The 24,747-nt window shown below is 40.1% G+C and carries 24 protein-coding genes; 4 read left to right on the top strand and 20 right to left on the bottom strand.

The genetic code is table 11. The features are described from left to right. Positions 1-317 precede the first annotated feature (317 nt). The 5 genes from CSV61_RS15840 to CSV61_RS15815 form a co-directional block, all read right to left on the bottom strand. Positions 318-1,274, bottom strand: coding sequence for a M23 family metallopeptidase (locus CSV61_RS15840; protein ID WP_233193659.1), 957 nt, complete (start codon positions 1,272-1,274; stop codon positions 318-320). Between the two features lie 165 nt (positions 1,275-1,439). Then, positions 1,440-1,652 (bottom strand): hypothetical protein, encoded by a 213-nt coding sequence (locus CSV61_RS15835; RefSeq protein WP_099640018.1) that lies wholly within the window; start codon positions 1,650-1,652, stop codon positions 1,440-1,442. Positions 1,653-1,778: 126 nt separating this feature from the next. Beyond that, on the bottom strand, positions 1,779-2,048 hold the full coding sequence (locus tag CSV61_RS15830; RefSeq protein WP_083034755.1) for a hypothetical protein: 270 nt from the start codon (positions 2,046-2,048) through the stop codon (positions 1,779-1,781). A gap of 936 nt (positions 2,049-2,984) precedes the next feature. After that, positions 2,985-3,224: an ATP-dependent Lon protease gene (locus CSV61_RS15820; RefSeq protein WP_099640017.1), complete on the bottom strand. Its 240-nt coding sequence runs from the start codon at positions 3,222-3,224 to the stop codon at positions 2,985-2,987. Positions 3,225-3,267: 43 nt separating this feature from the next. Beyond that, entirely contained in the window at positions 3,268-3,753 is a 486-nt protein-coding gene (locus tag CSV61_RS15815) for a hypothetical protein (RefSeq protein ID WP_099640016.1), read from the bottom strand. Between the two features lie 155 nt (positions 3,754-3,908). On the opposite strand from CSV61_RS15815, the gene CSV61_RS15810 reads away from it, so the two are divergent. After that, entirely contained in the window at positions 3,909-4,088 is a 180-nt protein-coding gene (locus tag CSV61_RS15810; RefSeq protein WP_099640015.1) for a hypothetical protein, read from the top strand. 219 nt (positions 4,089-4,307) lie between these two features. On the opposite strand, the gene CSV61_RS15805 is transcribed toward CSV61_RS15810, so the two are convergent. From CSV61_RS15805 to CSV61_RS15755, 11 genes are read right to left on the bottom strand one after another with little or no spacing between them, the layout of a single operon-like run. Then, positions 4,308-5,105, bottom strand: coding sequence for a DUF169 domain-containing protein (locus CSV61_RS15805; protein ID WP_233193658.1), 798 nt, complete (start codon positions 5,103-5,105; stop codon positions 4,308-4,310). A gap of 13 nt (positions 5,106-5,118) precedes the next feature. Further along, positions 5,119-5,559, bottom strand: a complete 441-nt coding sequence (locus CSV61_RS15800) for a MaoC/PaaZ C-terminal domain-containing protein (RefSeq protein ID WP_099640014.1) — start codon at positions 5,557-5,559, stop codon at positions 5,119-5,121. 15 nt (positions 5,560-5,574) lie between these two features. Then, positions 5,575-5,754: a hypothetical protein gene (locus CSV61_RS17385; protein ID WP_099640013.1), complete on the bottom strand. Its 180-nt coding sequence runs from the start codon at positions 5,752-5,754 to the stop codon at positions 5,575-5,577. A 38-nt stretch (positions 5,755-5,792) separates the two neighbouring features. After that, positions 5,793-7,355, bottom strand: a complete 1,563-nt coding sequence (locus tag CSV61_RS15790) for an AMP-binding protein (RefSeq protein ID WP_099640012.1) — start codon at positions 7,353-7,355, stop codon at positions 5,793-5,795. A gap of 21 nt (positions 7,356-7,376) precedes the next feature. Beyond that, positions 7,377-8,525 carry an acyl-CoA dehydrogenase family protein gene (locus CSV61_RS15785; protein WP_099640011.1) on the bottom strand — a complete coding sequence of 383 codons (1,149 nt, stop codon included), beginning with the start codon at positions 8,523-8,525 and terminating at the stop codon, positions 7,377-7,379. Between the two features lie 24 nt (positions 8,526-8,549). Further along, on the bottom strand, positions 8,550-9,698 hold the full coding sequence (locus CSV61_RS15780; protein ID WP_099640010.1) for an acyl-CoA dehydrogenase family protein: 1,149 nt from the start codon (positions 9,696-9,698) through the stop codon (positions 8,550-8,552). Further along, positions 9,695-10,066: an AtuA-related protein gene (locus CSV61_RS15775; protein ID WP_099640009.1), complete on the bottom strand. Its 372-nt coding sequence runs from the start codon at positions 10,064-10,066 to the stop codon at positions 9,695-9,697. The genes CSV61_RS15780 and CSV61_RS15775 overlap by 4 nt, the downstream gene beginning before the upstream one ends. Beyond that, a complete protein-coding gene (locus CSV61_RS15770; RefSeq protein ID WP_099640008.1) occupies positions 10,059-11,435 on the bottom strand; it encodes an acyclic terpene utilization AtuA family protein in 1,377 nt (458 codons plus the stop codon). Before CSV61_RS15770 ends, CSV61_RS15775 begins: the two co-directional genes overlap by 8 nt. Positions 11,436-11,458: 23 nt before the next feature. After that, positions 11,459-11,674, bottom strand: a complete 216-nt coding sequence (locus CSV61_RS15765) for a biotin/lipoyl-binding carrier protein (protein WP_099640007.1) — start codon at positions 11,672-11,674, stop codon at positions 11,459-11,461. A 12-nt stretch (positions 11,675-11,686) separates the two neighbouring features. Beyond that, a complete protein-coding gene (locus CSV61_RS15760; protein WP_158233871.1) occupies positions 11,687-12,472 on the bottom strand; it encodes an enoyl-CoA hydratase/isomerase family protein in 786 nt (261 codons plus the stop codon). Between the two features lie 25 nt (positions 12,473-12,497). Further along, positions 12,498-14,033 (bottom strand): acyl-CoA carboxylase subunit beta, encoded by a 1,536-nt coding sequence (locus tag CSV61_RS15755; protein WP_199173655.1) that lies wholly within the window; start codon positions 14,031-14,033, stop codon positions 12,498-12,500. Positions 14,034-14,316: 283 nt separating this feature from the next. Between CSV61_RS15755 and CSV61_RS15750 the strand changes: the two genes are divergently transcribed. Next, the gene (locus tag CSV61_RS15750) at positions 14,317-16,464 is read left to right on the top strand and encodes a sigma-54-dependent Fis family transcriptional regulator (protein ID WP_099640004.1); all 2,148 of its coding nucleotides are present in this window, start codon (positions 14,317-14,319) and stop codon (positions 16,462-16,464) included. Between the two features lie 77 nt (positions 16,465-16,541). Here CSV61_RS15750 and CSV61_RS15745 read toward each other — a convergent pair whose 3' ends face one another. From CSV61_RS15745 to CSV61_RS15735, 3 genes are all read right to left on the bottom strand, one after another. After that, on the bottom strand, positions 16,542-17,897 hold the full coding sequence (locus CSV61_RS15745; protein ID WP_099640003.1) for an acetyl-CoA carboxylase biotin carboxylase subunit: 1,356 nt from the start codon (positions 17,895-17,897) through the stop codon (positions 16,542-16,544). 230 nt (positions 17,898-18,127) lie between these two features. Continuing rightward, positions 18,128-19,033, bottom strand: coding sequence for a chemotaxis protein (locus CSV61_RS15740; RefSeq protein ID WP_099640002.1), 906 nt, complete (start codon positions 19,031-19,033; stop codon positions 18,128-18,130). Between the two features lie 146 nt (positions 19,034-19,179). Continuing rightward, positions 19,180-21,210 carry a bifunctional diguanylate cyclase/phosphodiesterase gene (locus CSV61_RS15735; RefSeq protein WP_099640001.1) on the bottom strand — a complete coding sequence of 677 codons (2,031 nt, stop codon included), beginning with the start codon at positions 21,208-21,210 and terminating at the stop codon, positions 19,180-19,182. A gap of 292 nt (positions 21,211-21,502) precedes the next feature. Between CSV61_RS15735 and CSV61_RS15730 the strand changes: the two genes are divergently transcribed. Beyond that, the gene (locus CSV61_RS15730) at positions 21,503-21,829 is read left to right on the top strand and encodes a nucleoside triphosphate pyrophosphohydrolase (protein ID WP_099640000.1); all 327 of its coding nucleotides are present in this window, start codon (positions 21,503-21,505) and stop codon (positions 21,827-21,829) included. Continuing rightward, positions 21,822-24,272, top strand: a complete 2,451-nt coding sequence (locus CSV61_RS15725; protein WP_099639999.1) for a DEAD/DEAH box helicase family protein — start codon at positions 21,822-21,824, stop codon at positions 24,270-24,272. Before CSV61_RS15730 ends, CSV61_RS15725 begins: the two co-directional genes overlap by 8 nt. Positions 24,273-24,348: 76 nt before the next feature. On the opposite strand, the gene CSV61_RS15720 is transcribed toward CSV61_RS15725, so the two are convergent. Beyond that, the gene (locus CSV61_RS15720; RefSeq protein ID WP_099639998.1) at positions 24,349-24,612 is read right to left on the bottom strand and encodes an HNH endonuclease family protein; all 264 of its coding nucleotides are present in this window, start codon (positions 24,610-24,612) and stop codon (positions 24,349-24,351) included. Positions 24,613-24,747 lie beyond the last annotated feature (135 nt).

Genomic DNA, 24,747 nt, shown 5'->3' with positions numbered 1-24,747 from the left:
TCTCCTTAAAAAATCAGACGAGTTTTAATGAAAAACGTTACACTTTCCGTATAAGATAATGGCCCAATTGGTGCGCAACAGTTGTTCAGTTAACGCACCCAATTCAGAATAAAAAATTCAAAGATAAGTATTAATTATCATCCCTGCGTTCTTGACTATCTTTAATTGTCGCTGCCATAGCTAAGAAAATAATTACAGCTAAAGCTACCGAGACAAAAATTACAGAATACAAAGAACCCCCCCATTTTGGCCCGATTGAAATATAGACTCAATCACCCGGAATATAGAGAAATGTTAAACTCTATTGACTACTAAACTTATTCCACAAAATCACCTTGGATAAATGGATTCTCGCGATTAAATTTAATGTTGATACTTTTAGAAGACGCAGGATCGGGAGAGTCAGATACGTGAAAATGGATATGTGGTTCACTGGAATTTCCAGAATTGCCGACTTGGCCAAGTACGTCACCCTGATGGACCTTATCTCCTTCATTTACTAGGATCGACTGGTGTTTAAAGTGGGCAAGATAGCTAAATTCCTTATTACCGTGATCAAGGATGACATAATTCCCCAAGGGTTGTTCCTCATTCATTTGACCAACTGGTTGATTATCCTTTACATTATTCTCTACTTTAGCGACTATTCCATCAGCTGGGGCCAGATATTCCTTGCCAAATGCATAATAACTTTCGTTCATGGAAGGGTCTTCTTCGTAAGTGGTTCCCTCTTCCATTATGACGAAGTCGTAGGCATAGCGTTGGTTTTCATATTCATAATGGTAATTAACTAGACTGTTTGTACCTCCCCAAAATACATACCACGTATCCTGAAAAGGCAATTGCATGACTGTTTCTGTATACACATTATCAGTTTCGGGGTACATAGTGAGTGGCATAATCTGTAATCCTTGAATGATGTCATTCTCATCAAAGACTGCCACCATACCTTTGGATCCACTATCATCTGTCCACGTGTATTGCTTGGAGCCATTATGATAAGGTAGTTCCGATTGTAAAATATATGCGGTAACGTCCTGATTAAAATCATTACCTAACTCTTGTAGCTGCTTCAACGAAACTTCCTTTTGAAATGCTTTGCTCATCTGACTGTAAACCTTCTCAAAGTCCCCATTTAGAAATGTACTGGAAAACTCTTCTGGCTTCATTACATTCTCTTTTTGATCAATCTCTTGATCTTCTCCCATACCGCAAGCGGTTAAGAAAATCGTTAAAAATGTAATCCCTATAAAGACATGTTTAAAACACCTCATACTCGCCCTCCTAACAAATATTTGAATATGTCACAGTACGATGAAGTTGAGTCTAAATACAGAAAACCGTTATTTTAGTTATTCCACACATGATCCTGTTACTGAAAAGATGCAAATCCTTTTTGAAGAATTGCACCCTCTTGTAGTAATTTTAACAAGTTTGAATTATTCAATGTTGTTCAGGTTTTTCCAATTATAAATAAATTGTTTGATAGAAAACTTAATTAAGTAATAAATAGCACCTACAATTGCCACTACCAATGCTATTAAACTTAATGTCATCATAAATCCTCCGATAGCAGTATGCAGGACATTGTTCAAGATAAGAGTCGCAACCGCGTAAACGATCCCTAAAATCAAGATAGTTTTTTTGCTCACCTTAAAACCTCCTTAACCAATAATCTGGCCCGATTGCAGCACGGATTTTATTCGTTTATTGCACCCTATTGCTGGGAGTCGTTGTATTATTTCAACCTGACTCATACCCAATTATTTTGGAAGTATTTAATCACTTGTTTTAATTTGATACGAAGAAACTACTATATTGTCTACAAAGACTTTACAACGGATACTAAAAAATCCTCCTAGAGTCACTTTTATGCTCTTTGATTCATTTCCTTCATTCCTAATACTCCCATTTAAAGTCCCTCTAAATGCTAAGCCTAAATTTTCATCTTGCAATTTTCCATCTACATACAACTTCTCGCCTGTAAACCATCTATTCTCAACTTGTATTCGGTGACCGTCATATATAGCTTCAAATACCTTCTTCATTTCACCACTCCTTTATCATTCTTTGTCCGTTCATATAAAAATTACTTATTCTACGATTACATCCAATAACTATATTACTTTGCTTTGTTTCCCTTAATTTATATACGGATGAATGCCCTATAGGTTTCATTCAACAAAATAGTCCTATTACTAAATTAGGGGCAATCCTTTTTCAAGAATTGCACCCGATTCTAGAATAAAAACGAACAATTCAATTATCTATATTTTTTCTAATGAATTTGTCTCTAAGATTTAAAATAAACTCAAACAAAAAGAAAGCTAATAAACCACTCCAAAAAATATAACTAGGAGAGAACAAGATGCTTTCTGTAGATAAATAATAAAAATAGTTCACTGCTGATACTAGCATGTAAGCATAAAAACCGAAAATCATTCCTTTTCTCGAGTTGAATGATTCTTTATCGCTCATCTTTTTGAAGAACACCGCATTGTCAGCTCCTTAACTTCTAAAATAGCCCAATTATAGCGTAACTCTTATGCATTAATCGCACCTGTTAGCGGGGTTACATTCCAACCAATCCATACAAAATTAAAAATAATGTACCCCCTCCGCAGAGTGACGCAGAACAGTATAAATCATAAAATTATGCCTCTCCTCTGAAATTGCACGAACCGCAAAGATAGAGAAAAAGATCATAAAGAATCCTAGCAATGAATATATGAAAAGCATTTCAGTTTCTCTTTTCTAATGGAATTCAAGCAATAAAAGAAACTAACATGGCCCTCCACGAACGTTTTACAACAGCGAAAAAAGTGAAAAGAATGTTACACATACTGAAATCGCCATTATTATTGGAAGTAGTATTCCCACTTTGCACATCTCCTACCTTCATAATCACGGCCCCATGGCATGAAATTTGTATAGCCATCGCGCCATAGTAGTGAATCGTCAGGACAGTCTATTGACGCTCAGTCTCAACCACTTTGCTCTTGCTTCTCCCGTTCCTCGCGCTCAAGAATATATCTCTCGTATGGATCGTTCACTCCATCGTATGGATCGACAGGAACGGTATGTTGATGTATTTCTTTCAACAACCAAAATGACCTAAAAATCACTCCGACAATAATAGCAGCTAACGCATACCAACCTATTGGACCGATTAACGCCAAAATGCCCAAAACACCCGCCACTACAATACACCCGACTAACTTCATATGATCTCTCCTCTGCTTGCATTCCACTTGATTTCTTTTACATTCATACGCCTATTAACTGAAAATACGTTTCCTCATCGTCTTTAAAGACGCGCATATACTCATACGTCCGATCCAATGTAATCTTATATAATCTATATTCATCTTCTGTCGGGTCATCATTCTCCTGCAAGTAAATCTGGAAAGTGTCTTCATCCGTTCTAATACCCACTTCGCCAAATCCTTTTCCGTTATCCAAGAAATTTTGATTCAGATATAAGAATCGTTCCTTTTCCGTTTCATTGTACATATAAATACCATTTCCATCAGGTTCGTCTGCAGTTTCTATACCATCAATAAAGTTTTTTACATCCGCATCCACACTGTCGATCGTCACTTCCGAATAAGATAATTGCTTCTCGCCACACCCTACCAACACACTCGCAATGACCAGTAACACGAATAATTTCCTCAATTGATCTATACCTCCTGTCATTCCACTTTCAAAGTCACACGTAACTACTTCCAATAAATATACCATTAGTTCCATTTATTACACACCATGAATATACTAGTACACAATTAAATAATGAGGATATATTCGATTATTCGCAATCGTCTACTCTACTATGGTAAAATAGAAGTAGAGTCAGATTCTCTTTCTTGAAAAGCACATGGGTCTTTTATTATAAGGAGGAATTGCAAATGGCTAAAGACGACAGAATAGAAATTATTAAAAAGAACGAGATGCGGACGAAGGAAATTTCCAAGATGATTGGTGAAGGCGGTATTGGAGCGGATAAGTATTACGATATTAGAAAAAAGCCTGCTCCAGAAGATGTAACCGAATCACGTGAAGATCAAGGTTCCGGCGAAAACAAATAATCTAGTAAATCTACCAAAATCATTCCATATAACGATCACAAGCCACTTTCCTGTCAAACGGAAAGTGGCTCGTGGTTTTTATATGAACAAAAAAGACTTCAGCATTACACGGAAGTCCCTAAAGTTGGGAACTGGCTTACAAGATTCTCTGAAAAAGTAACGCAGTTTTGTATAACCTATTTAACAGCCCATAAATTGAGGCGTTCGTTTATCTGAAAATTATTTAGTTTTACCATAACTAGCTTCAAGTCCACTTCGAACATCCATTTGAATCCCGTATTGTGGTATTGGATAGCGCAAGCCATTTCTACTTAATCTTTCTACCCCTTCTAATGCCTTAACTAAATCATCTGGAGATAATGCAATCAATAACTCATCATCCAACACTCCACCATATCTCCGTTCTGCAAAACATGGGATCGACAAGCTAGGTTCACCTGTAGCAAGCGCGCGTCCCCAAGAGTCCGCACAGGATGATTCTCCAACGAAATCCCATTCAAACTTTTTGTAGTTCTTCCATTGTAGACCATTGAGAAAGAGCATCATCTGTCCTGGTGTAGCATAAATCAAACAAATATCAGGAGGACTCAATCGATCTGAAACAAGGGGTGAAACTGCCATTGCTTCATATCTGCCATAAGGATTAACAGTCATTGCCGCTTGGTGCGCAGCGGAATCTTCACGGTTTTCAAACCATACTCCCTCCATCTCTTTCCCAGATAACCATTCTTCATCGCGGGGGTGTAAACCAAGAACCACACTGCATTGTGGCATAACCAAGTCTTCTGCAGTTATACCTACAGTCCATCCTAATCTAGCTGCTTGTGCCACGACTTGATCCGTTGTGTGTACGGCTGATGGTCTTCTTATTTTATCTATGGCTTCCATGTCCTCCACTTTCTCAAACATTTTCATACCAATGGGAACTGTTTTTATGCGTAAATACGTATACAGTTTATCGACAATCATCTGCCAATCGTACATTTTAATTTCAGTTTTACTTTCTATTTCAATCACAGCTCCTTCTTATTCACTGCTTCTCTTTGTTAATAAGCACTTTCAAGACACCTGTCGTCACGGGTTCACCCGTTTGTTTAATAATTTTTTGAATGGCAGTTACAACTCCAGTGCCATTTTTCTTATCTTCTAACTCCGTTACTTCTAATTCAACGTGTATCGTGTCATTTATGAATGTCGGCTGTATAAATCTGAGATGATCAATTCCATAAAAAGCGACAATGATTTCCGGCTCCATTATTTGAAGTCCGGTAGCAGCTGACAACACCAGCATGCCGTGTGCAATTCTTTGTTTAAATGGCGTATTATTTTCTGCATACTCTTTATCTGTATGAAGCGGATGCCAGTCTCCACTGAATGCGGCAAACATCACAAGATCCGACTCAGTAATCGTACGACCTCTGGAACTCCATGTTTCACCTACTTCAAAGTGCTCAAACTTTTTATTGAACATGTTGATCTACCTCCATCAATTCATTGAATTTTCAATCACCTCAGAGCGTAAAACAGTCTTTAATATCTTTCCTGTAGCATTTCTTGGCAATTCATTAACAAGTTCGATTTGCCTCGGAATTTTAAAATGGGCAAGCTTTACTTCGCAAAAGTCATGAACGTCTTGAAGACTTATATGTTCGCTAGTATCCTTCAAGGCAATAACTGCTTAACGGATTCTCCTCACTTCCATTATTAGTTAACACTGTCGATTTCCATATACAGTGTTGCATATTCTTCTCGTAATATTTGCTTTTGGACTTTCCCAATCGTCGTCATCGGGATCGTATCTATAAATACAACCTTTTTAGGAACTTGGAATCCACCAAGATGCTCTTTGGAATAAGCAATAATCTCTTGTTCAGTAATGTTGGCTCCCTGTTTAGTTACAACAAAAGCAGTTACCGCTTCGTGCCACTCTTCATTGGGAAGACCTACAACCGTTACATTTTCAATTCCCTCATGATTTAATAGTGTTTGCTCCACTTTGATGGAGGCTACATTTTCTCCACCCGTTTTGATAATATCCTTTTTCCGGTCTACAAATACCATTTGCCCATCTTCATCCCAACATCCTAAATCTCCTGTATGATGCCAGCCGAACAAACGACTTGCTTTTGTTTCTTCGTCGTTATCCAAGTAACTGTTCATGACATTTGGACCGCGATGCACGATTTCACCAATTTCACCTCTTGGCAAGATTTCACCTTCATCATTCATCACTACTGTATCGTTCAGAATTGTTGTCGTCCCCCAGTAAGAACCAAATCTTTTTAGCTGCTCTTCAGGTTTAAATAGCATTGTAGCTGGATACATTTCGGTTTGCCCAGTGCCCAGTAAGAAATCTGCCCCAAGCTCATTGATACCTTTTTCCAATGTATTTCTATCCATTGGTGCCATCGCATACATACATGTTTTTAAAGATGAAATATCATATTTACTTCGACTGGGATGATGAATAATTGCCCGATAGATGATCGGTAATACAAATAAAAATGTAGCTTTATGTTTTTCAATTACTTGCATAAAGTTCTCCGGTTCGAACTTTTTAACAATAGTAATCTTTGCACCAATGGTTAGGAACGATGTTGAAAATGAGTGCTGGGCACAATGAAACATTGGCAACACCGCTACTTGAACATCATCCTTATTTATACCAACTTCAATAATGTTACTTAAACTAGTAAAGTAGACAGCTAAATGGCTAATACGAACACCCTTTGGATCACTCGTCGTACCGCTTGTAAACATAATTTGTGCGATGTCGCGGTCCTTAATATCAACATCTGGTTCTTCGCTAGACTGACCGACAAGAGCTTCATCAAAGGAATTTCCAAGCCCACCCTCTTCTTTATTGACTATCAATAGTTGATCATCCGCAAAATTCGAAGGATTGACCTGTAATATTTCATTGTCAATAATCGTCATCTTGACATCTGCTTTATTTAAAATATATCTTCTTTCTTTAGGAGATAGGCCTGGATTTATCGGTACCCATATTAGACCTGCTTTTTGAATGCCATACATTGCAATTACGTGTTCGATGGAGTTAGCACATATAGTTGCAATGGTATCGCCCTTTTTGTAACCACTTCCAATTAAATAGTTAGCGAAACTATTGCACGCATCATCTAGCTCTCGATACGTAAGTTCTTTGTCGCCTTCCACGAGAGCTGTTTTATCACCATAACGACTTGCAGATCTACGAAGAATATCACCTATTGCAACACGGTTAATTACTGAAATTTCATCCAACATAATACTTCCCCCTCGTAATTGTTAATTTATGTTCAGTCTTTTCGTTAGAATTTCATTCATGATTTGCGTTGTTCCGCCACCAATGGACTGAAGTCTCGCATCTCGCCAATAGCGCTGAACAGGATACTCCATCATATAGCCACTCCCGCCATGTATTTGAAGCGCCTGGTCACATACTCTGCTCACCATTTCAGCCGCATATGCTTTTGCCATCGTTGCCTCTGTTGTAACATCATGTCCTTTGTTATATTGGTAAACTGCCCGATACGTTATGCTTCTGGCCTTCTCAATATCTACAGCCATATCGACCATCTTATGTCGAAGCACTTGGAATTGAACTAGCGGCCCGCCAAATTGGATTCGTTCTTTACTGTAACGAATAACATCTTCCAATACCTTTTCAGCTAATGCGATACTTGAAAGCGCCATCGTCAATCTCTCCCATTGGAAATTGATCATAATATACTTGAATCCTTCATTGAGATTACCAATCAAATTCTCTTTGGGAACTTTTACATTGTCAAAATAGAGCTCGCTTGTATCAGATGCCCGCCACCCTAACTTGCTGAGTTTCTTTCCGACAGAAAACCCTTCCCAATCACTTTCTACGATGAAAAGACTCATATTTTTATGTCCTGGTTCATCGGATGTTTTTGCAGCGACCACTACATAGTCGGCGGTAGCTCCATTCGTAATAAAGGTTTTTGATCCGTTCAATACATAATGGTCACCCTTATCAACGGCTTTTGTAACTAGTGAGGAGACGTCACTACCTGCATTTGGTTCGGTGATCCCTAATGCAGCGATTTGTTTTCCTTCAATACCTGGTTGTAAGTATTTTTTCTTCTGCTCATCATTACCAAACTTCCAAATCGGCGTCATGGCTATACCGATGTGAGCGGCAATAGAAGCTCCTACTCCACCTGATCCACATTTTATGAGTTCTTCATTAAAAACGGCATCCATAATAAGGTCAGACCCTGCTCCTCCATATTCGACTGGAAACTTAGTCCCTAAAAATCCTAACTCCCCCATTTGTTCAAAAAGACATCTTGGAACCTCGCCCGCTTTTTCCCATTCTTCAACAAATGGCACAATCTCTTTTTCTACAAACTTACTTACTGATTTGCGAAACATATGATGATCTTCATTAAACATCCAGTGGGCCATTTTCTCACTTCCTTTTCCGATGATTTATAAGCCTATTTGTTTTGAGATGATTTCTTTCATCACTTCATCTGCCCCTGCTCCAATACGATTAAGTCTTGAATCGCGCCAAATGCGCTCAATAGGGTAGTCTGTCATATATCCGTTACCACCGAATATTTGCAATGCCCGATCCGCAACCCAGTGGGCCATTTGCGCAGCTGCTAGTTTTGTCATTGAAATTTCCTTACTCGGTACTTCGCCATTGGAAAAGCGGTACGCAGTCGCATACGTCAATTCTTTGCATACTTCTATTTCCGTTTTCATTTCAGCCAATAGATGAGAAATCACTTGAAAATTAGCTACCGGTTGATTAAACTGCTTTCTCGTTTTCGCATATTCATAAGCTAGATCATAGGCAGACTCGGCCAACCCGATCGAAGCTGCTGCTGAAATCAGTCGCTCTCCTTGCAGTTCCCACATAATATACGAGAAACCTTTTCCTTCTTCTCCTAGCAAGTTCGCTTCCGGCACACTGACATTATCAAATAGTATTTCAGCCGTATCTGATGAACGCATACCTACTTTGTCCAATCTTTTACTGATAGAAACACCCGGGCTATCAAGGTCTACTAAGATTAGACTGAGTCCTTTATAACCTGGTTCGTCTGATGTTCTTGTGACAAGCGTAACGAAATCTGCACGCGAACCGTTTGTAATAAACATTTTCGTACCATTTATAATCCACTCATTGCCTTGCTTTCGCCCTCGTGTTTCAATAGAAGCCACGTCGGAACCATGATTCGGTTCAGAAATCCCAATTGCAGCAAGCTTATCCCCTTTAACAGCTGGAATGAAAAATCGTTTCTTTTGATCGTCATTGCCAAATTCCGCAATTGGGGGTATAGCCATATCCGTTTGAACGGCGACCGCCATCGGAAATCCGCCACAACCACACTTGGCAAGTTCCTCCGCAAACACGATAGATGTAAAGTAATCTCCGCCTTGACCTCCGAGTTCTTTAGGATAACGAAGTCCAAGAAAACCTAAATCTCCCATTCTTTTTATTATTTCTATTGGGAATTCACCGGCCTCTTCCCACTCTTCTACGAACGGTTTCACTTCTTTCTCGACGAACTTTCGAATGACTTTGCGTAACTGTTCGTGCCCTTCCGTAAAATAAGGTTCATATATCATACGTATACCCCCGCTTTATTAACTGTTTGATTGGATATTTTCAGCACACCTTCTGGAACTTCTATTTCCATTCGCAGTAAATTTGCACCGAAACACTTGCCAAGACTATCGATCCGGATAGATCTTGAACCGCCGCCATTCAAAGCTCCCTTTAATATGAAGTTAAAAGCGTTTATAGTTGGCACTTCATAGCGGATCACTTCTCCTTCAATCAATTCTTGAAAGTGCTCTTTCACTTTTTCTGCTGTAACTTGTTGAGCAAAAATTTCATACAACTCTCTACTTGGAGCAAATAATCCGATGTTGACTGTATTGCCTTTATCTCCAGATCGTGCTTGTGCTATATCTTTCAACAGAATTTTAGGCATACGTGCCCACCTCCTCCACGACAACCTTCACTTGGCTTTCTACCAGTTCTCTCGGAATGAGCGATGCCCACATACCAAGCAACTGTCTGGGTGGAATATTTCCGAAAAATCCGCCTGCTGCTGGAGGACCATTAAGGAATAACGGGGGAATTAAACGATTTAACTGCAGTACATCCCTTTTCGTTTTGCCTCGTACCGCTATTCGCAAATACACTTCGTTCAAATCCTCACTAGGCTCACTTGCCAGTGGACCGTGTATCGAATCATAGCCTAAGTAACTCGTCTGTATTTCATCGTACGTTAACCCATTTTTGCTAATTTGTTGGCGTATGATTTCATCTGATTTTCTCGCCTTTTTCAAAGCATCCGGCCATGAATAGCCAACAAGCACTTGCCCCATATACCCATCCTCATAACCCATCATAACCTTTAAGTTGTCTGGTTTAGGATTCCCTTTAACACCGCTCACTTGTACACGATTGTCTCCAACTTGCTCGAGCTTCACTTGCGTTAGATCGACAGTGACGTCAGGCGTTACATAAGCTGAAGGATCATGTATTTCATACAGCATTTGTTCTTTCACTGTATCTACAGATACGCGTCCTCCACTCTCTTCTACCTTCGTAATAATAAATTCTCCACTTTCACTCATTTCCGCTATTGGATAACCAATTTTCTCCATGCCCTCAATCTGATCCCAGTCACCACTGAAGTTTCCACCTGTCGATTGAGCGGAACATTCCAATAAATGCCCCATAAAAATACCACTTGCAAGTCGATCCCAATCGTCTTCTGACCAACCATACTCATAAATTAATGGTGCCAAAAACTGTGCTGTGTCAGTGGTTCTACCCGTAACTACAATATCAGCGCCTTGTTTTAGCGCTTCAACAATCGGCATTGATCCAATATATGCGTTCGCAAACATTAGCTTAGCTTGCACTTCACTAATGGATTCTCCAGTTTCCATATGATCAAATAAGACACCTTTAGATAGTAAGCTATCCATTTGATCAAATAAATTGTCGCCAGTCACAACTGCCACTTTCAAATCATCCATTTCTAGCTCTTTTGCAACACGAATAATTTCTTTTTGGGCACCTAGTGGATTAATCCCACCTGCGTTTGTTAACAGTTTAATGCCTTTTTCTTTTACATAAGGAAGCAAGGCTTTCATTGATGTAGTGATATCCCGTGTATAGCCGACACTTTCATCTTTCTGCTTATCTTTTACGAGTATAGCCATTGTTAATTCTGCCAAACAATCAAAACTCAGGTAATCTACATTACCGTATTTAGCTGTAGCGACAGCTGGCTCTATTGTGTCTCCATAAAAACCTTGTGCCGCTCCGACTCGAACCGTTTTCATCTTGTATAACCTCCCTCTATTTGTCAGGTTTCAATAGTGATCACAGTATCGCCTTCTTGTACGAAGTCGCCTTCTGCTACTTTTATTTCTTTCACAATACCCGCCTCTGTCGCCTCAATCGGAATTTCCATTTTCATTGATTCTAATATAATTAAAACTTCCCCAACGGCTACTGTATCTCCAACTTGAACTTCAGTTTTCCAGACACTTCCGCCCATTGGCGATAGTATTTCTATCATAAGTATCTCTCCTTATTTCCCCGTCCATATTGGTTTTCTTTTATCTAAAAATGCGGATGCGCCTTCGTTTAAATCCTCACTTTTAAAGGACACCAGTCTCAATGTAGATAGGTAATCGAAAGACCTCATAAAGTCCATTTGCTCTGTTGCGAAAAATGCTTCCATACCTAGCCCAACCGCCAATGGGCTATGAGAGGCGATTGTCTTCGCAAGTTCCCACGTCTTTTCTTCTAGTTGATCATGGGGCACTACATGATGCACTAATTGATATTCTTTTGCTTTTTCAGCATCTATCACTTCTGCTGTCAACATCATCTCCATGAAACGACGATCACCGACAGCCCGCCTTACCCACGGCAAGATTACATATGGGACGAGTCCCAATTTCATTTCAGTTAGTCCCAGTTTTGCTTGATCTGATGCAATTGCAATATGCGACATCGCTACGAGACCTGTTCCACCGCCAAGCGCTGCACCGTTAACAGAAGAAATTATGGGGGTTTTTACAATTGCGCCTAACTTAAATAACACAGTACTTTCCAAACCTTCTTGGTAAAGTTGCGGAACCGACTTTTCAGCGTACTCTTTAAAGTCTTTTAAATTTCCACCCGCAGAAAATGCTTTCCCCGCTCCCGTTAAAATGATGGCCCGGACTTCTGAATCACTATCTGCCTTTTGGATTGCATGTATTAAATCACTTGTTAACTGTTCGTCTAAAGGATTTCTCATATCAGGAAGATTCATCGTAATCTTCGCTATATTCTCGGATGTTTCATATAACACCGTTTCATAACTCATTTTCATCCCCCTAACTATTTACTCATCACACTGGATGTACCGCATTACGTTTTTCATACTTCATAACAGACTTTGTCTTATAGAACTTGAATCTACGAATCACTTCAGTCCGAATGTCATCAAAACCAACTATGTCATCAATAATTAATTCTGAAGCTACTTTGAAGAGATTTACATCCTGTAAGTATTCATTTCTTTTTTCATCTATGAAAGCCGCGCGCTCATCTTCCGGAAGCTCTTGAATCTTGTTATAATAAACTGCATTCACTGCGGCTTGTGGACCCATTATCGCTATTTGTGCACTAGGCAACGCTAACACTACATCGGAACCAAATGCCGGTCCTGCCATTGCATAAAGACCTGCGCCGTAACATTTGCGGACTACTAATGAAATAATAGGAACCGTGGATTCTGAAAGTGCTGAAATCATCTTGGCACCATGCCGGATAATTCCACTCTGCTCTACTTTTGAGCCAATCATATAACCAGGTACATCTGACAAATAAAGCAACGGAATATTATACGCATTACAAATCATCACAAATCGTGCAGCCTTATCTGGTGAATCAACGAATAATGTTCCACCTTTGACTTTGGATTGATTGGCAATAATTCCTTTTACTTCTCCATTCAATCGCGCAAATCCTGTAATTAACTCTGGCGCAAATAGCTTTTTGTATTCAAACCAGCTTCCTTCGTCAATTACTTGATCAATCAATTCATACATATCAAACGGCGTATTCTCATTTAAAGGAACTATATCTTTCACGTCTCTTCCACTAACTGGGTCTACTCCATTTTCTACAGGAAGGCAATCTTTCCAAGACTGGGGCATATACCCTAAGTATCGTTTACAAGCATCAATCGCTTCTTCCTCGCTATCTACTAACACATCACCTAACCCACTTACCGAACAATGCATTCTAGCGCCGCCCATTTCGTCCATTGTGGTCTTTTCACCAATTGCCATCTCTACCATTCTCGGAGACCCTAGATACGCACTTGAATTTCCATCAACCATAATAACCAAATCAGAAAATGCTGGAACGTACGCGGATCCTGCTGGCGATGGTCCAAATAATATTGTGATCTGGGGGATCACACCTGATAATTGGACTTGGTTGTAAAATATCTTGCCACCTTGTCGTTTACCGGGGAAAACATTTAACTGTTCTGTTATCCTCCCCCCCGCCGAATCGATAAGATATATGATAGGAACTTTTAATTCCGCAGCCTTCTCTTGGATACGAATATTTTTCTCGACAGACTTCGGTCCCCATGAGCCCGCCTTAACAGTAGAATCTGCTGCTAAGAAGCATACAGTTCGACCATTTATTTCTCCGATGCCCGTTACACTGCCATCTGCTGGAAGCGATGGATCTAGATTATTCGCGAACAACCCATCCTCGACAATCGAATTCGGATCAAAAAGCATTTCTAACCTCTCTCTGACAAATAACTTACCTTGTTCTTCATTTTGTTTATGATACTTTTCTCTTCCACCCTTTATGATTCGCTCTTTCTCTGATAAGTACTTTTGATAATCTTTACGCAATTGCACCACTCCTCATAATCCTATTTTTAATTCACTTATATACCTTGCAAGAGTCATGCCAACTATTATTTGCAGACAAACCGTGTATTTCTTCTAAACTAGGATTATATGAGTATAGCCAAATGTGTAAAATATCTGATAGTTGTACAAATATTCGCACAGTTGTGTTGATTTTCTTTTTCCTTCCATATAAACTTAAATTACCCATTCGTTTTGTTAGTTTAAGCATTAGCTTGTTAGACTACTAGTGAAACATCGAGAAAAACCAAGATTCATCAATCAAAAGGAGATGTTACCTATCAGAGTTCACCAACTTGCTTCTTCAAACTTTATTAAAGTTTCCAATGACGCCACCGCAAAAGACGTTATGAAACTTTTTTTAAATAGAAAACAGGACATCGCTTGTGTCTATAAACATGAACACTTCTTAGGTATCGTTACAAAATACTCTTTATATCGCTTACTACTGGAAAACGAAGCATTCGATGCAGTAATTGAACCGGTTATTATTAAAAACGTCGTCACACTGAACGAAAATGATTATCTTATTTATGGTAAGAAATTATTAATCGAAAAAAACATTGCACACGCTGTCGTTCTAAACGAAGCAGGCCATGTCACCGGCATTTTAGCAACAGCAGAAGTAATTTCAGGATTGATTACTGATACAAAAAGTTCCGCCAACCAATTATCTTCTTTGGTAAATAGCTTGGAAGATGGCATCATTTCAGTTAATTTGGAGATGCGTATAACCTCAGTAAATACCGCTGCCGTTACCATTATCGAAATTCAAAAAGATGAATTTCTAAACCTTTCAATCTTGGATATATCACATACTCTATTTAAAAATCTAAAGGATTCTATTACAACAAAGAAAAGCTTCGTAAAAAAGGTCAGTTTTTCAAAAGCAACAACGATTGCAACTTTTATTCCAATCATAGAATGGGACGTTGTGATCGGAGCGATTGTAGTGCTGAAGGAAATTACCGAACTAGAGAAAATTGCAAAGGAATTGAAAACTACAAAGAGCATTGAAAAAACATTAGATAGCGCATTAGAACTCTCTTACGACGGAGTTCTTATCACAGATTCGGAAGGTATAATTACGAGAGCTAATCATGGTATTTTGTCATTACTCGGATATCAATCAACAAAAGAAGTCATCAATCAACATATAAAAATTCTTCTGCCAGAAATACCGGCCGATAAAAGTATTCTTCACAATGAAAGTATTGCGGGAGAACTTTTACAGATTAAAGGTCAGCAAGCCATATTGTCTCAAATGCCTATCATTGAAGAGGGCAAAACTATCGGGGCTATATTCAAGTTTATATTTAAACAATTAGAAGACTGGAAAGACCTTTTACAACAAATGGAGCGTCTTGAAACCGAAATCTCTTATTATCGTGGAGAACTTCTGAAGGTCTCACTTGAAAACAATCCATTTGGACTGATCATTTCGAAAAATAAACAAATTAATAGCCTTAAAAATGATGCCTATACTGCTGCGCAGTCATTCTCGAATATTTTATTAACTGGTGAAAGCGGGACAGGAAAAGAATTATTTGCTGCTGGAATTCACCAAGCTTCTGGGAGACCAGGAGCATTTATCACTGTCAATTGTGGCGCCATACCGGAAGAACTATTGGAATCTGAGTTTTTCGGTTACGCAGATGGTGCTTTTACTGGAGCGAAAAAAGGTGGAAAACCGGGGAAATTTGAATTAGCGAAAAGTGGGACGTTATTTTTAGATGAAATTGGTGACATGCCATTATCGTTGCAAGTGAAAATTTTGCGGGTATTACAAGAAAAAGAATTTGAAGCGGTAGGCGGGATTAAAACAATACAAGCGGATGTAAGAATCTTAGCAGCAACGAATAAAGATTTACTTGCTATGGTTCAAGATGGATCGTTCAGGAGAGATTTGTATTACCGACTCCATGTTATACAGTTACACATACCTCCGCTTCGCGAAAGACTCGAAGATTTGTCGCTCCTATCCGAACATTTCATTAACAAATTCAAATCAAAAACGTATAAACAAATTAACGGCATAACAAATGAAGCTTTGGAAAAGTTAGCCCAACACAAATGGCCGGGCAACGTTAGAGAGTTAGAGAATGTGTTGGAGCGTGCGTTTCACTTTACAGCCAGTAATTGGATTGACGCGGAGAATATACATCTTGATCAATCACGAATTCAACCCATAGAATTACCTCAACAAGAAGTTCGACAGTCACCTTTACAATCTAATGGTTTAAACCGAAAAGAGCTAATTAATAACACTGAGAAGTCTCTATTAATTGAAGCGCTCACAAAAACAGATGGCAATAGAACCAAAGCAGCTGAAATGTTAGGGATCAGTCGCTCGTCTCTCTATTACAGAATTGAAAAGTTCCAAATCAAAGAAGAATCGAGTTTTAAGATCGAAGAATAAAAAACAGGCTACCTACCTCCAATATAATATGGAGTCCAGGCAGCCTGTCTTTCATAGTGTATTATAACTCTTTATCTTCATAACTGAGCTAACTTCTCTCGCAGATGTTCCTCTACAAAGTTTGTCGTCGTATTACCTTCTGAAAATGCTTTGTGCGCAATCACTTCTTTTAACATAGGGATATTCGTTTTTATTCCTTCTACAATATACTGATCAAGAGCCTTCTTCATCTCTTCAATAGCTCCATTTCTTGTATTTCCTTTCACAATTAACTTCGCAATCATAGGATCGTAGAATGGCGTGATGACCGAACTCTCATTTATCGCCAGTTCATGTCGCACATTTTCACCACTCGGCAACTGCAGTTTAGTGATCTTACCGGGAGACGGGAAAAATGTTTTTGGATCTTCTGCATAAATTCGTACTTCAATAGCGTGACCCAACTTTTTAATTTCACTTTGTCTGAATGGCAGGTCTTTTCCTGCTGCAATATTGATTTGTTCTTTAACGATATCAATTCCTGTGATTTCCTCTGTAATTGGGTGCTCTACTTGCAATCTGGTATTCATTTCAAGAAAGTAGAAGTTCTGGTCTTCGTCTACTAAGAATTCAATAGTTCCAGCATTGACGTATCCGATTGCTTTCGCAGCCTTCACAGCAACCTCACCCATTTTCACTCTTGTTTCCTCATCCAAAAAAGAAGATGGTGCTTCTTCCAATACTTTTTGATGACGACGTTGAATGGAACACTCTCTTTCCCACAAGTAGACCGTATTTTGTTTACTATCAGCCAATATTTGAATTTCGATATGTCTAGGGTTTTCTACAAACTTTTCAATAAATATATCACCATTCCCAAAAAAGTCCGTCGCCCTTTTTTGATTACTACCAAACGCCTTTGTCAATTCTTCGCTGTTCCTCACCGTCTGTATACCAATTCCTCCACCACCAGCAGAAGCTTTTAACATAATAGGATAACCAATTTTCTCTGCAACTGCAACTGCCTCTTCTGCATCTTCTAATGAATGGCTAATACCAGGAGTAATTGGTACACCGGCTTTTTCCATCAATTTTCTTGATTCAATTTTGCTGCCCATTTTATCTATTGCATCAGATTTTGGTCCAATAAAAACTAGCCCCGCTTCTTCACAACTTTTTACAAACTGTACATTTTCCGAAAGCAAACCGTAACCCGGATGAATAGCTTCAGCCCCAGATGCTTTCGCTACCTCAACGATCTTGTCTATATTCAAATAACTTTCATTCACACGGGCAGGTCCAATTAAGTATGCTTCATCAGCAGCTGTAACGTACAAAGATTCTGCATCTGCTTCCGAATAGATCGCAACTGTTTTAATTCCCATTTCTTTGCATGCTCTTATCACCCTTGCAGCAATCTCTCCACGATTCGCAATTAATATTTTATTGAACATAAATTGAGTCTCCTCTCTTTCCATCTGTACAACTAATTTACAATTCAACTATATACTTGCAAGAGTTATGCCAATTAGCATAACCTTATACTCTCGCACATTCAGTCTCTGTAGCTATAATCAAGTGTAGCTATTTTTAGACAGTTGTCTTTATACTTACACAACCATCTAGTCTTGAAATGCACACAAAGAAAAAAAGACCCCCGCAAAAAACGGAAGTCCCCCCACTCTTACAATATATACGTATCAATCTTCAATACCAATTCTGCAATTTCCGGCTTACTCACTTGATCGTCCGCTCCCACACTGTCCCCTTTATGTTTCAGGTCATCCGTGATGAGTGAAGAAAAAATGATTACCGGCAAGTCCATAAGTTTTGGCGTTTCACGAATCCGTTTGGTAAAGTGATGACCGTCCATTTGCGGCATCTCGATATCTGTGATCACCAACTGAATTTCCTTCTTCACATCGATACCATCCGCCACTAGCGACTCCAAATAATCAAACGCATCTTTGCCGTTTTCATAGAAGTCGAGATTCGCGTAGCCTGCTTCACTGAGCGTGTCATACAATAATTTACGCAATAACGGAGAATCTTCCGCAATCAAAATGCGTTTATCTGACCGTTCACGCTTCCCAAGCTTCTTCACTTGCTCCACGTTAATCCCTGCATCCGGATTAATATCCATAATGATCTTTTCAAAATCAAGCAACAACAACATTTCGCCATCCAGCTTGATGACGCCAATCACTTGAGAGTTCTCTGCTGCATAAATGCCAGAAGGTTTCTCGATTTGATTCCAAGAAATACGGTGGATCTGCGTCACGTTATGTACACGGAAGACGACCGTTTGTTTATTGAAAGCAGCGACGATATACTTGGCATCGTCTGGGTGGCTTGAAGGTGCCATTCCTAATATTTTCTCCATGCTGATGACCGGCAACACTTCACCGCGCAACTGAATAATGCCTTCCACCGCAAAGTGGGCATGGGGAATCGGCGTAATCTTCAATGGCATGATAATTTCCTTCACTTTGATCACATTAATGCCGTAACGATTTCCTTGCATCTCAAATCCGACGATCTCCAACTCATTCGTACCGCTTTCCAATAAAATACCTGACTCATTGGACACATTCTTTCACCCTCTCAGACGATATGGTCTATTACTATTATATGCGTTCATAGAATATACAATTCATTGGTGCAATAGAACTAGTATATCACATCAATTGGCTATTAATCTATGACAGTGAAAATAAATCTACTACTAACACAACGTTATGGGTGGACGAATCCTCGCTTCATCGATTCCGCTAGCCAGTTTTCAAATTGTGGAACGGTCAATGGTTTTGAGAAATAGTACCCTTGGAAGGTCAAATCCGGTTTCAAATCAAGCAGAAATTCCACTTGTTCTAGTTGCTCTACCCCTTCGACGACTATGTTCAGGTCCATCGAGCTCCCAAGCGTTAGTATGGCATTTAGCACCGCGCACTTCTTCACCGGTGCCGGTACCCCGTCCGTAAAGGACTTATCGATCTTCAACGTCGTAATGGGCATCCGCTGTAAAAAGGACAAAGACGACACACCTGTCCCAAAATCATCGAGTGCAATCGAGAATCCATAACGCCTGAATCGCTTCATCGCAGCAATAGCCTGAGTGGTGGACTTCGCGCTACTCGTTTCCGTCATCTCCAGTTCAATGCGGCTGGGGTCAAATCGGTACACATTGGTTTCTTTCCATAACAAATCAAGCAAACGCGGTTCTGTCACGTATTCACCAGGGATATTAATCGCTACTTGCGGCACATGAATGCCTTGCGAATCCCAATTATGAATTTGTCTGCACACTTCGCGAATAATCCAGTCCGTCACTTCACCCATTCGCCCTTCTCGCTCCAATATGGGAATAAACGTCACGGGCGGGATCACACCAAGTTCTGGATGCGTCCAGCGAAGCAATGCTTCCACACCGACGAACTCATGTGCAGCCCCTTTTACTTTCGGTTGGTAAACCAAATAGATATGTTTTTCATCCAACGCCTCGGAAATATCGCGCAAGACATCTTGCTCATAGGACTTTCCATGGATAACGGGGTCGAACGTCAACAATCCCCTTTCATGCGAAGCGGCCGCTTGTTCCACAACCATCAACGCCTCTTTATACAATGTCTTCACAGACTTGTTCTGATCAGCCTTAGCTAATCCACATGCATAGCGCATCTCTTGATTTTGAATAGCCAATAGTTGATCCATTTCACGCTGCATGATCACAAGGTTCTTATAAAAGTCCGCAGTTCGCCCTGCCTGCTCCACACAAAATAAATACCGATTTCCGCTGACACGATACAACTGTGCGTATGAAGGTTTCCACTTCGCAAGCAACGCACCGAGTTCCTTCAAAATTTTATCCCCTTCTGTATAGCCGTATAATTGATTAATACGCTGCAGATCAGGGAAATTCCAAATGGCGACGTCTCCTATTGCGATATCACCTGTCAAACACCGCTCCCAATTGCGTCGATTCGGCAATTTCGTCAACACATCATAATACTTCAGCCAATAATCGACATAGCGATCAATATAAGAGGTCAATAACATCCCAAGAAGTAATAACCCAACTCCAATGCCGATCAAGGCATTCATGATATTCATATGCATGGCAGATTCACTTACCGCTTGTCCTTCGTCTATGTAATAGTGGGTACCCCCTATGATAAAGTAATGCATCGTAAGCGTACCTACTGACAAATACAAAGCGGCGAGTACTTTAGAAATCCCACTACGCTTCGCCTTACGCGTACCGTGAATAGCTAGAAAGGCAAATAAACCACCTACTATACTGCTCGCAAGCACTACTTTCCAATCAAAACTAACATAGGCATTTAACTTAATCGACTTTACGCCTAAAAAATGCATCGTACCCATCCCGATGACAATGAGCAGCGCAGCTACTACATATCGCCAGCGTACTCTCAAGGGACTTTGCACAAGTTGAATGATTAGCAACACCGCAAGAAAAATCGGCAAAATACACATAATGGCCCAACCATAATGTACACGGATCTCAATAGGTAACCATAGCGAATTAAATGTTAAAAAATGCGTAGACCATACCCCGAATGCTAGGGACAAAGAAGTGAGTACCAGCCACACTTCCCGTTTGAAGATACTTGGTTTTTGCATGCGTTCATATAATACGAGTGCGGTATAGGATGCGAATCCCATCACTAAAAAAGAGACTACAATCATCTTCAGTGAATAGGTTCCGAATATTTGTGTGTATTCTTGAAAGTCTGATGTCGAAAACATTCGCTCCTCCTTCTCCACTTAGTAGATAGGTAAATTTATAGTTTATAATGATTCTTAATACTCACAACTAATGTTATGTAAAACGAAGTACTTACTATTTATTATTTACTATTTGCCTATAGTAGTCAATCACTTTTAGACTGTTTAGGCTATAAGTCTACATATTTTTTAAATTTCATGTTAATTATGTGATATATTTCGACAATTGGATAATGAAACCCTTTCTGCTATCACAGCAAATGACGAATTATGGTAGAATGAAGCAACTAACAAAGTCAAAGGAGAGACCCCTATGCCGATCTATAATAAACTCGTCCGCGACCTCATCCCAGAGATCATCGAAGCCGACGGAAAAACGTGCGTCACGCATACGTTGACTGATTCACAATACATAGCTGAACTACATAAGAAAATGCACGAAGAACTAGCGGAGTACGAAGAAGCAACGAACGCAGAAGATGCTGTGGAGGAACTGTCTGACCTATTGGAACTCATTCACGCGGCAGCGGCTTATCACGGCGCGACGGTCGAGGAACTAGAAGCTGTACGTGCGGAGAAAGCTACAGCACGTGGCGGGTTTGATGAAAGAATTTATTTGGTGGAAGTGGCGGATGACTAAGCTACGCCTACTGACGAAAAATTTGCTAGATGACTTAAAACGATTAACTGCAGAAGCCGATACGATCTACTGGATGACAGCGTTCATGATGAAAACTGGCGTGAAGGAAGTACTCCCCGTTTTACGTGATGCTTCTATGCGTGGCGCGGATATCAAAATACTAACCGGGGATTATTTATCGATTACACAACCGGATGCACTGCAACTATTACATGAAGGTGTACCCACTGCCGAACTTCGTATGATCGAAAGTGGCGGTACGTCCTTTCATCCAAAAGCGTACCTATTCAAGTCACAAAACAGCTCCACAGTCATCATTGGCTCGTCTAACTTATCGCGGTCTGCATTGACGAAAGGAATCGAATGGAACCTTTATGCACCATCGACAGTCGACGAAGAAATTTTCGAAACGTCTGCAGACGAATTCATGAAAATGTTCTTATCTCCAAACACCGTGCTGATCAACAATGAACAAATCGATTTGTATAGAACACGATACGACGAAACAAATCGGAAACTACCATTTAGTTCGGTATGGGAACCTCAAACTGAAATCGAAATGACATTCGGCACAACGGAACAAGAAGAAAGCAGCATCGTCGATCCAACAGCACCTTATCAATCGTCTGTCTTGGATCCACGACCTGCCCAACAACTAGCTCTCACTGCGCTCAATCAAACCGTTGAAGCAGGCTATGAAAAGGCACTCGTCGTCCTCGCAACGGGACTCGGGAAAACGTATCTCGCAGCCTTTTTCGCAGAATCATATAAACGCGTACTTTTTATCGCCCATCGTGAAGAACTACTCACGCAAGCACAAGCTTCATTCGCCCGGGTCTTTCCGAATCGTACAAGTGGGATCTACAACGGCCAGCAAAGACAAGCAGACACGGAATTCGTCTTCGCATCGATCCAGACACTCGCGAGGCAATACCACTTGCACCAATTCTCTCCGACAGCGTTCGATCTAGTTGTCGTAGACGAATTCCATCATGCGGCCGCCACTACATACGAGCGAGTACTCGACTACTTCAAACCAAAGTTCCTACTCGGCCTAACCGCAACACCCGACCGACTTGATAACAAAGACGTATACAGCCTATGCGACGGCAACGAAGCAATTTCCATTCACTTCCTAGACGCTATTCGGCAAAACTGGCTCTCCCCTTTCGTCTACTATGGCGTACTCGACGAAACGGATTACAGCCAACTGAAGTGGCGCAATAATCGCTACGACGAAGAAGAATTACTGCGCTTGCAAGTACGTGACAGTTACGCAGAAGCGGTACTCAACGCATGGAACAAAAACAAACAAACGCGCACCATCGGATTCTGTTCCTCCATTAAGCAAGCGATCTACTTGAGCGAATACTTCACCAAAGCAGGCTACCGGTCACTAGCTTTATATGGAAACACGGACCGCCACACACGCACTAATGCACGCAACTTGTTGGAAACAGGCCAACTCGACATCATCTTCACCGTCGATCTATTCAACGAAGGCGTCGATATCCCGAGCGTAGACACACTCCTATTCGCGCGCCCTACCGAATCACTCACCGTCTTCACCCAGCAGATCGGACGCGGCTTGCGTTTAGCTACCGGCAAATCACATTGCGTAATCATCGACCTAATCGGAAACTATCGCAACGCACGAAAGAAGTTCGAAGTATTTAACGAAAGCAAAGAATTACCTACAAAGATTAACAGCGAAACATTTACCGAAAGCGGTTATTTCGAGTTCCATTTCGAAACAGCTATCATCGACTTACTTGAAGCAATGAAACAAAACGAACCAATCCAACAGCGACTGATTAACGCCTATTTCGATTTAAAAGCAGAACTCGGACACCGCCCGACGTATCTTGAGTATCATTTGAAAGCAAACGAAGATGTCAAAGCGATTCAACAGAAGTTCAAGACGTACCCAATTCTTTTGGAGTATGCGGGTGAACTAAGTGAGTTAGAGAAAGAAGTCCTCACGCAATATAGGGACCTACTCATTGAAATCAATAAAACCTTAATGAATAAAAGCTATAAGATGATTCTACTGAAGTACATGCTGACAAGAGGCGCATCGGATTGGTATCGACCTGTTACACCAAATGAAGTCGCCCCTTTCTTCCATGCGTTTTTAATGGAGAAGCCATATCGTCGTGATGCGGATCTATCAGATAGACAAGGTCGGTCGCTTCGGGAATATGATGAAGGTAAAGTAGCTAAGTTGATTGCTACTATGCCGATGACGAAGTGGAGTGGGTCTTCTAAAGGAATGTTTATGTTTGAGGGTGGTGTGTTTGGTACGCAGATAGAAATTGATGAGCAACATGAGGATGTTTTGTTTGGCTGGGTACTGGAGATTTGTGAATATCGATTGCATTGGTATTTTGAAAAAAGAGCTCGGACATGTAGAAGAGCGAATCAATGCGATTTGTTAAAATAATCACTATCTCTAGTAAATAAATATGCACCCAATAACGAGAGTTTTTCTCAAGTTATTAAGGTGCATTTTTATATTTCTATTTTAAATTCCATGTTTCAACCAAAAGATTGATTAATTTCTGTTGTCTTTTCTCGATAATATTTGGTGTCCATACATCCTCTTGAATTACTTGAGAAGTAATTGCAAAGGTAGAAACACCTTTAGATGACTGAAAGTACGAGGTTTTCTTTTTAGGAAACTCAAAGTTACTTGCCTGTGCATTTTTCCTTCTAGTCAATAGGACTAGGTTTCCTAATTTATGAACATATTTTTCTGGGTTAGCAAAGCTTGTAGACCATATATGTAACCGTCAAGTAGAATTCAACAGTTTTCGATAAATAACTTTCAACAGATTTCATCAATTAAGATTCAACACTTCATTCTGTAAAAAGAGTTTTTCTGTATTTCATCCGAATACTATCCTGTTCTTCACTGA

Source organism: Sporosarcina sp. P3 (genome assembly GCF_002743415.1).
Lineage (GTDB): Bacteria > Bacillota > Bacilli > Bacillales_A > Planococcaceae > Sporosarcina > Sporosarcina ureae_A.
Note: the sequence above shows the minus strand (reverse complement) of the source record. Positions and strands in the feature narration are given on the sequence as shown.

What these genes read in the sequence shown, in the direction of transcription:
- CSV61_RS15770 (WP_099640008.1), bottom strand. Translation starts at nt 11,435, where the DNA reads ATGAAAACGGTTCGAGTCGGAGCGGCACAAGGTTTTTATGGAGACACA.
- CSV61_RS15725 (WP_099639999.1), top strand. Translation starts at nt 21,822, where the DNA reads ATGACTAAGCTACGCCTACTGACGAAAAATTTGCTAGATGACTTAAAA.
- CSV61_RS15730 (WP_099640000.1), top strand. Translation starts at nt 21,503, where the DNA reads ATGCCGATCTATAATAAACTCGTCCGCGACCTCATCCCAGAGATCATC.
- CSV61_RS15790 (WP_099640012.1), bottom strand. Translation starts at nt 7,355, where the DNA reads ATGTTGGATGAAATTTCAGTAATTAACCGTGTTGCAATAGGTGATATT.
- CSV61_RS15765 (WP_099640007.1), bottom strand. Translation starts at nt 11,674, where the DNA reads ATGATAGAAATACTATCGCCAATGGGCGGAAGTGTCTGGAAAACTGAA.
- CSV61_RS15820 (WP_099640017.1), bottom strand. Translation starts at nt 3,224, where the DNA reads ATGAAGTTAGTCGGGTGTATTGTAGTGGCGGGTGTTTTGGGCATTTTG.
- CSV61_RS15785 (WP_099640011.1), bottom strand. Translation starts at nt 8,525, where the DNA reads ATGGCCCACTGGATGTTTAATGAAGATCATCATATGTTTCGCAAATCA.
- CSV61_RS15745 (WP_099640003.1), bottom strand. Translation starts at nt 17,897, where the DNA reads ATGTTCAATAAAATATTAATTGCGAATCGTGGAGAGATTGCTGCAAGG.
- CSV61_RS15810 (WP_099640015.1), top strand. Translation starts at nt 3,909, where the DNA reads ATGGCTAAAGACGACAGAATAGAAATTATTAAAAAGAACGAGATGCGG.
- CSV61_RS15735 (WP_099640001.1), bottom strand. Translation starts at nt 21,210, where the DNA reads ATGTTTTCGACATCAGACTTTCAAGAATACACACAAATATTCGGAACC.
- CSV61_RS15830 (WP_083034755.1), bottom strand. Translation starts at nt 2,048, where the DNA reads ATGAAGAAGGTATTTGAAGCTATATATGACGGTCACCGAATACAAGTT.
- CSV61_RS15815 (WP_099640016.1), bottom strand. Translation starts at nt 3,753, where the DNA reads ATGGAACTAATGGTATATTTATTGGAAGTAGTTACGTGTGACTTTGAA.
- CSV61_RS15840 (WP_233193659.1), bottom strand. Translation starts at nt 1,274, where the DNA reads ATGAGGTGTTTTAAACATGTCTTTATAGGGATTACATTTTTAACGATT.
- CSV61_RS15750 (WP_099640004.1), top strand. Translation starts at nt 14,317, where the DNA reads ATGTTACCTATCAGAGTTCACCAACTTGCTTCTTCAAACTTTATTAAA.
- CSV61_RS15780 (WP_099640010.1), bottom strand. Translation starts at nt 9,698, where the DNA reads ATGATATATGAACCTTATTTTACGGAAGGGCACGAACAGTTACGCAAA.
- CSV61_RS15800 (WP_099640014.1), bottom strand. Translation starts at nt 5,559, where the DNA reads ATGTTCAATAAAAAGTTTGAGCACTTTGAAGTAGGTGAAACATGGAGT.
- CSV61_RS15760 (WP_158233871.1), bottom strand. Translation starts at nt 12,472, where the DNA reads ATGAGTTATGAAACGGTGTTATATGAAACATCCGAGAATATAGCGAAG.
- CSV61_RS15775 (WP_099640009.1), bottom strand. Translation starts at nt 10,066, where the DNA reads ATGCCTAAAATTCTGTTGAAAGATATAGCACAAGCACGATCTGGAGAT.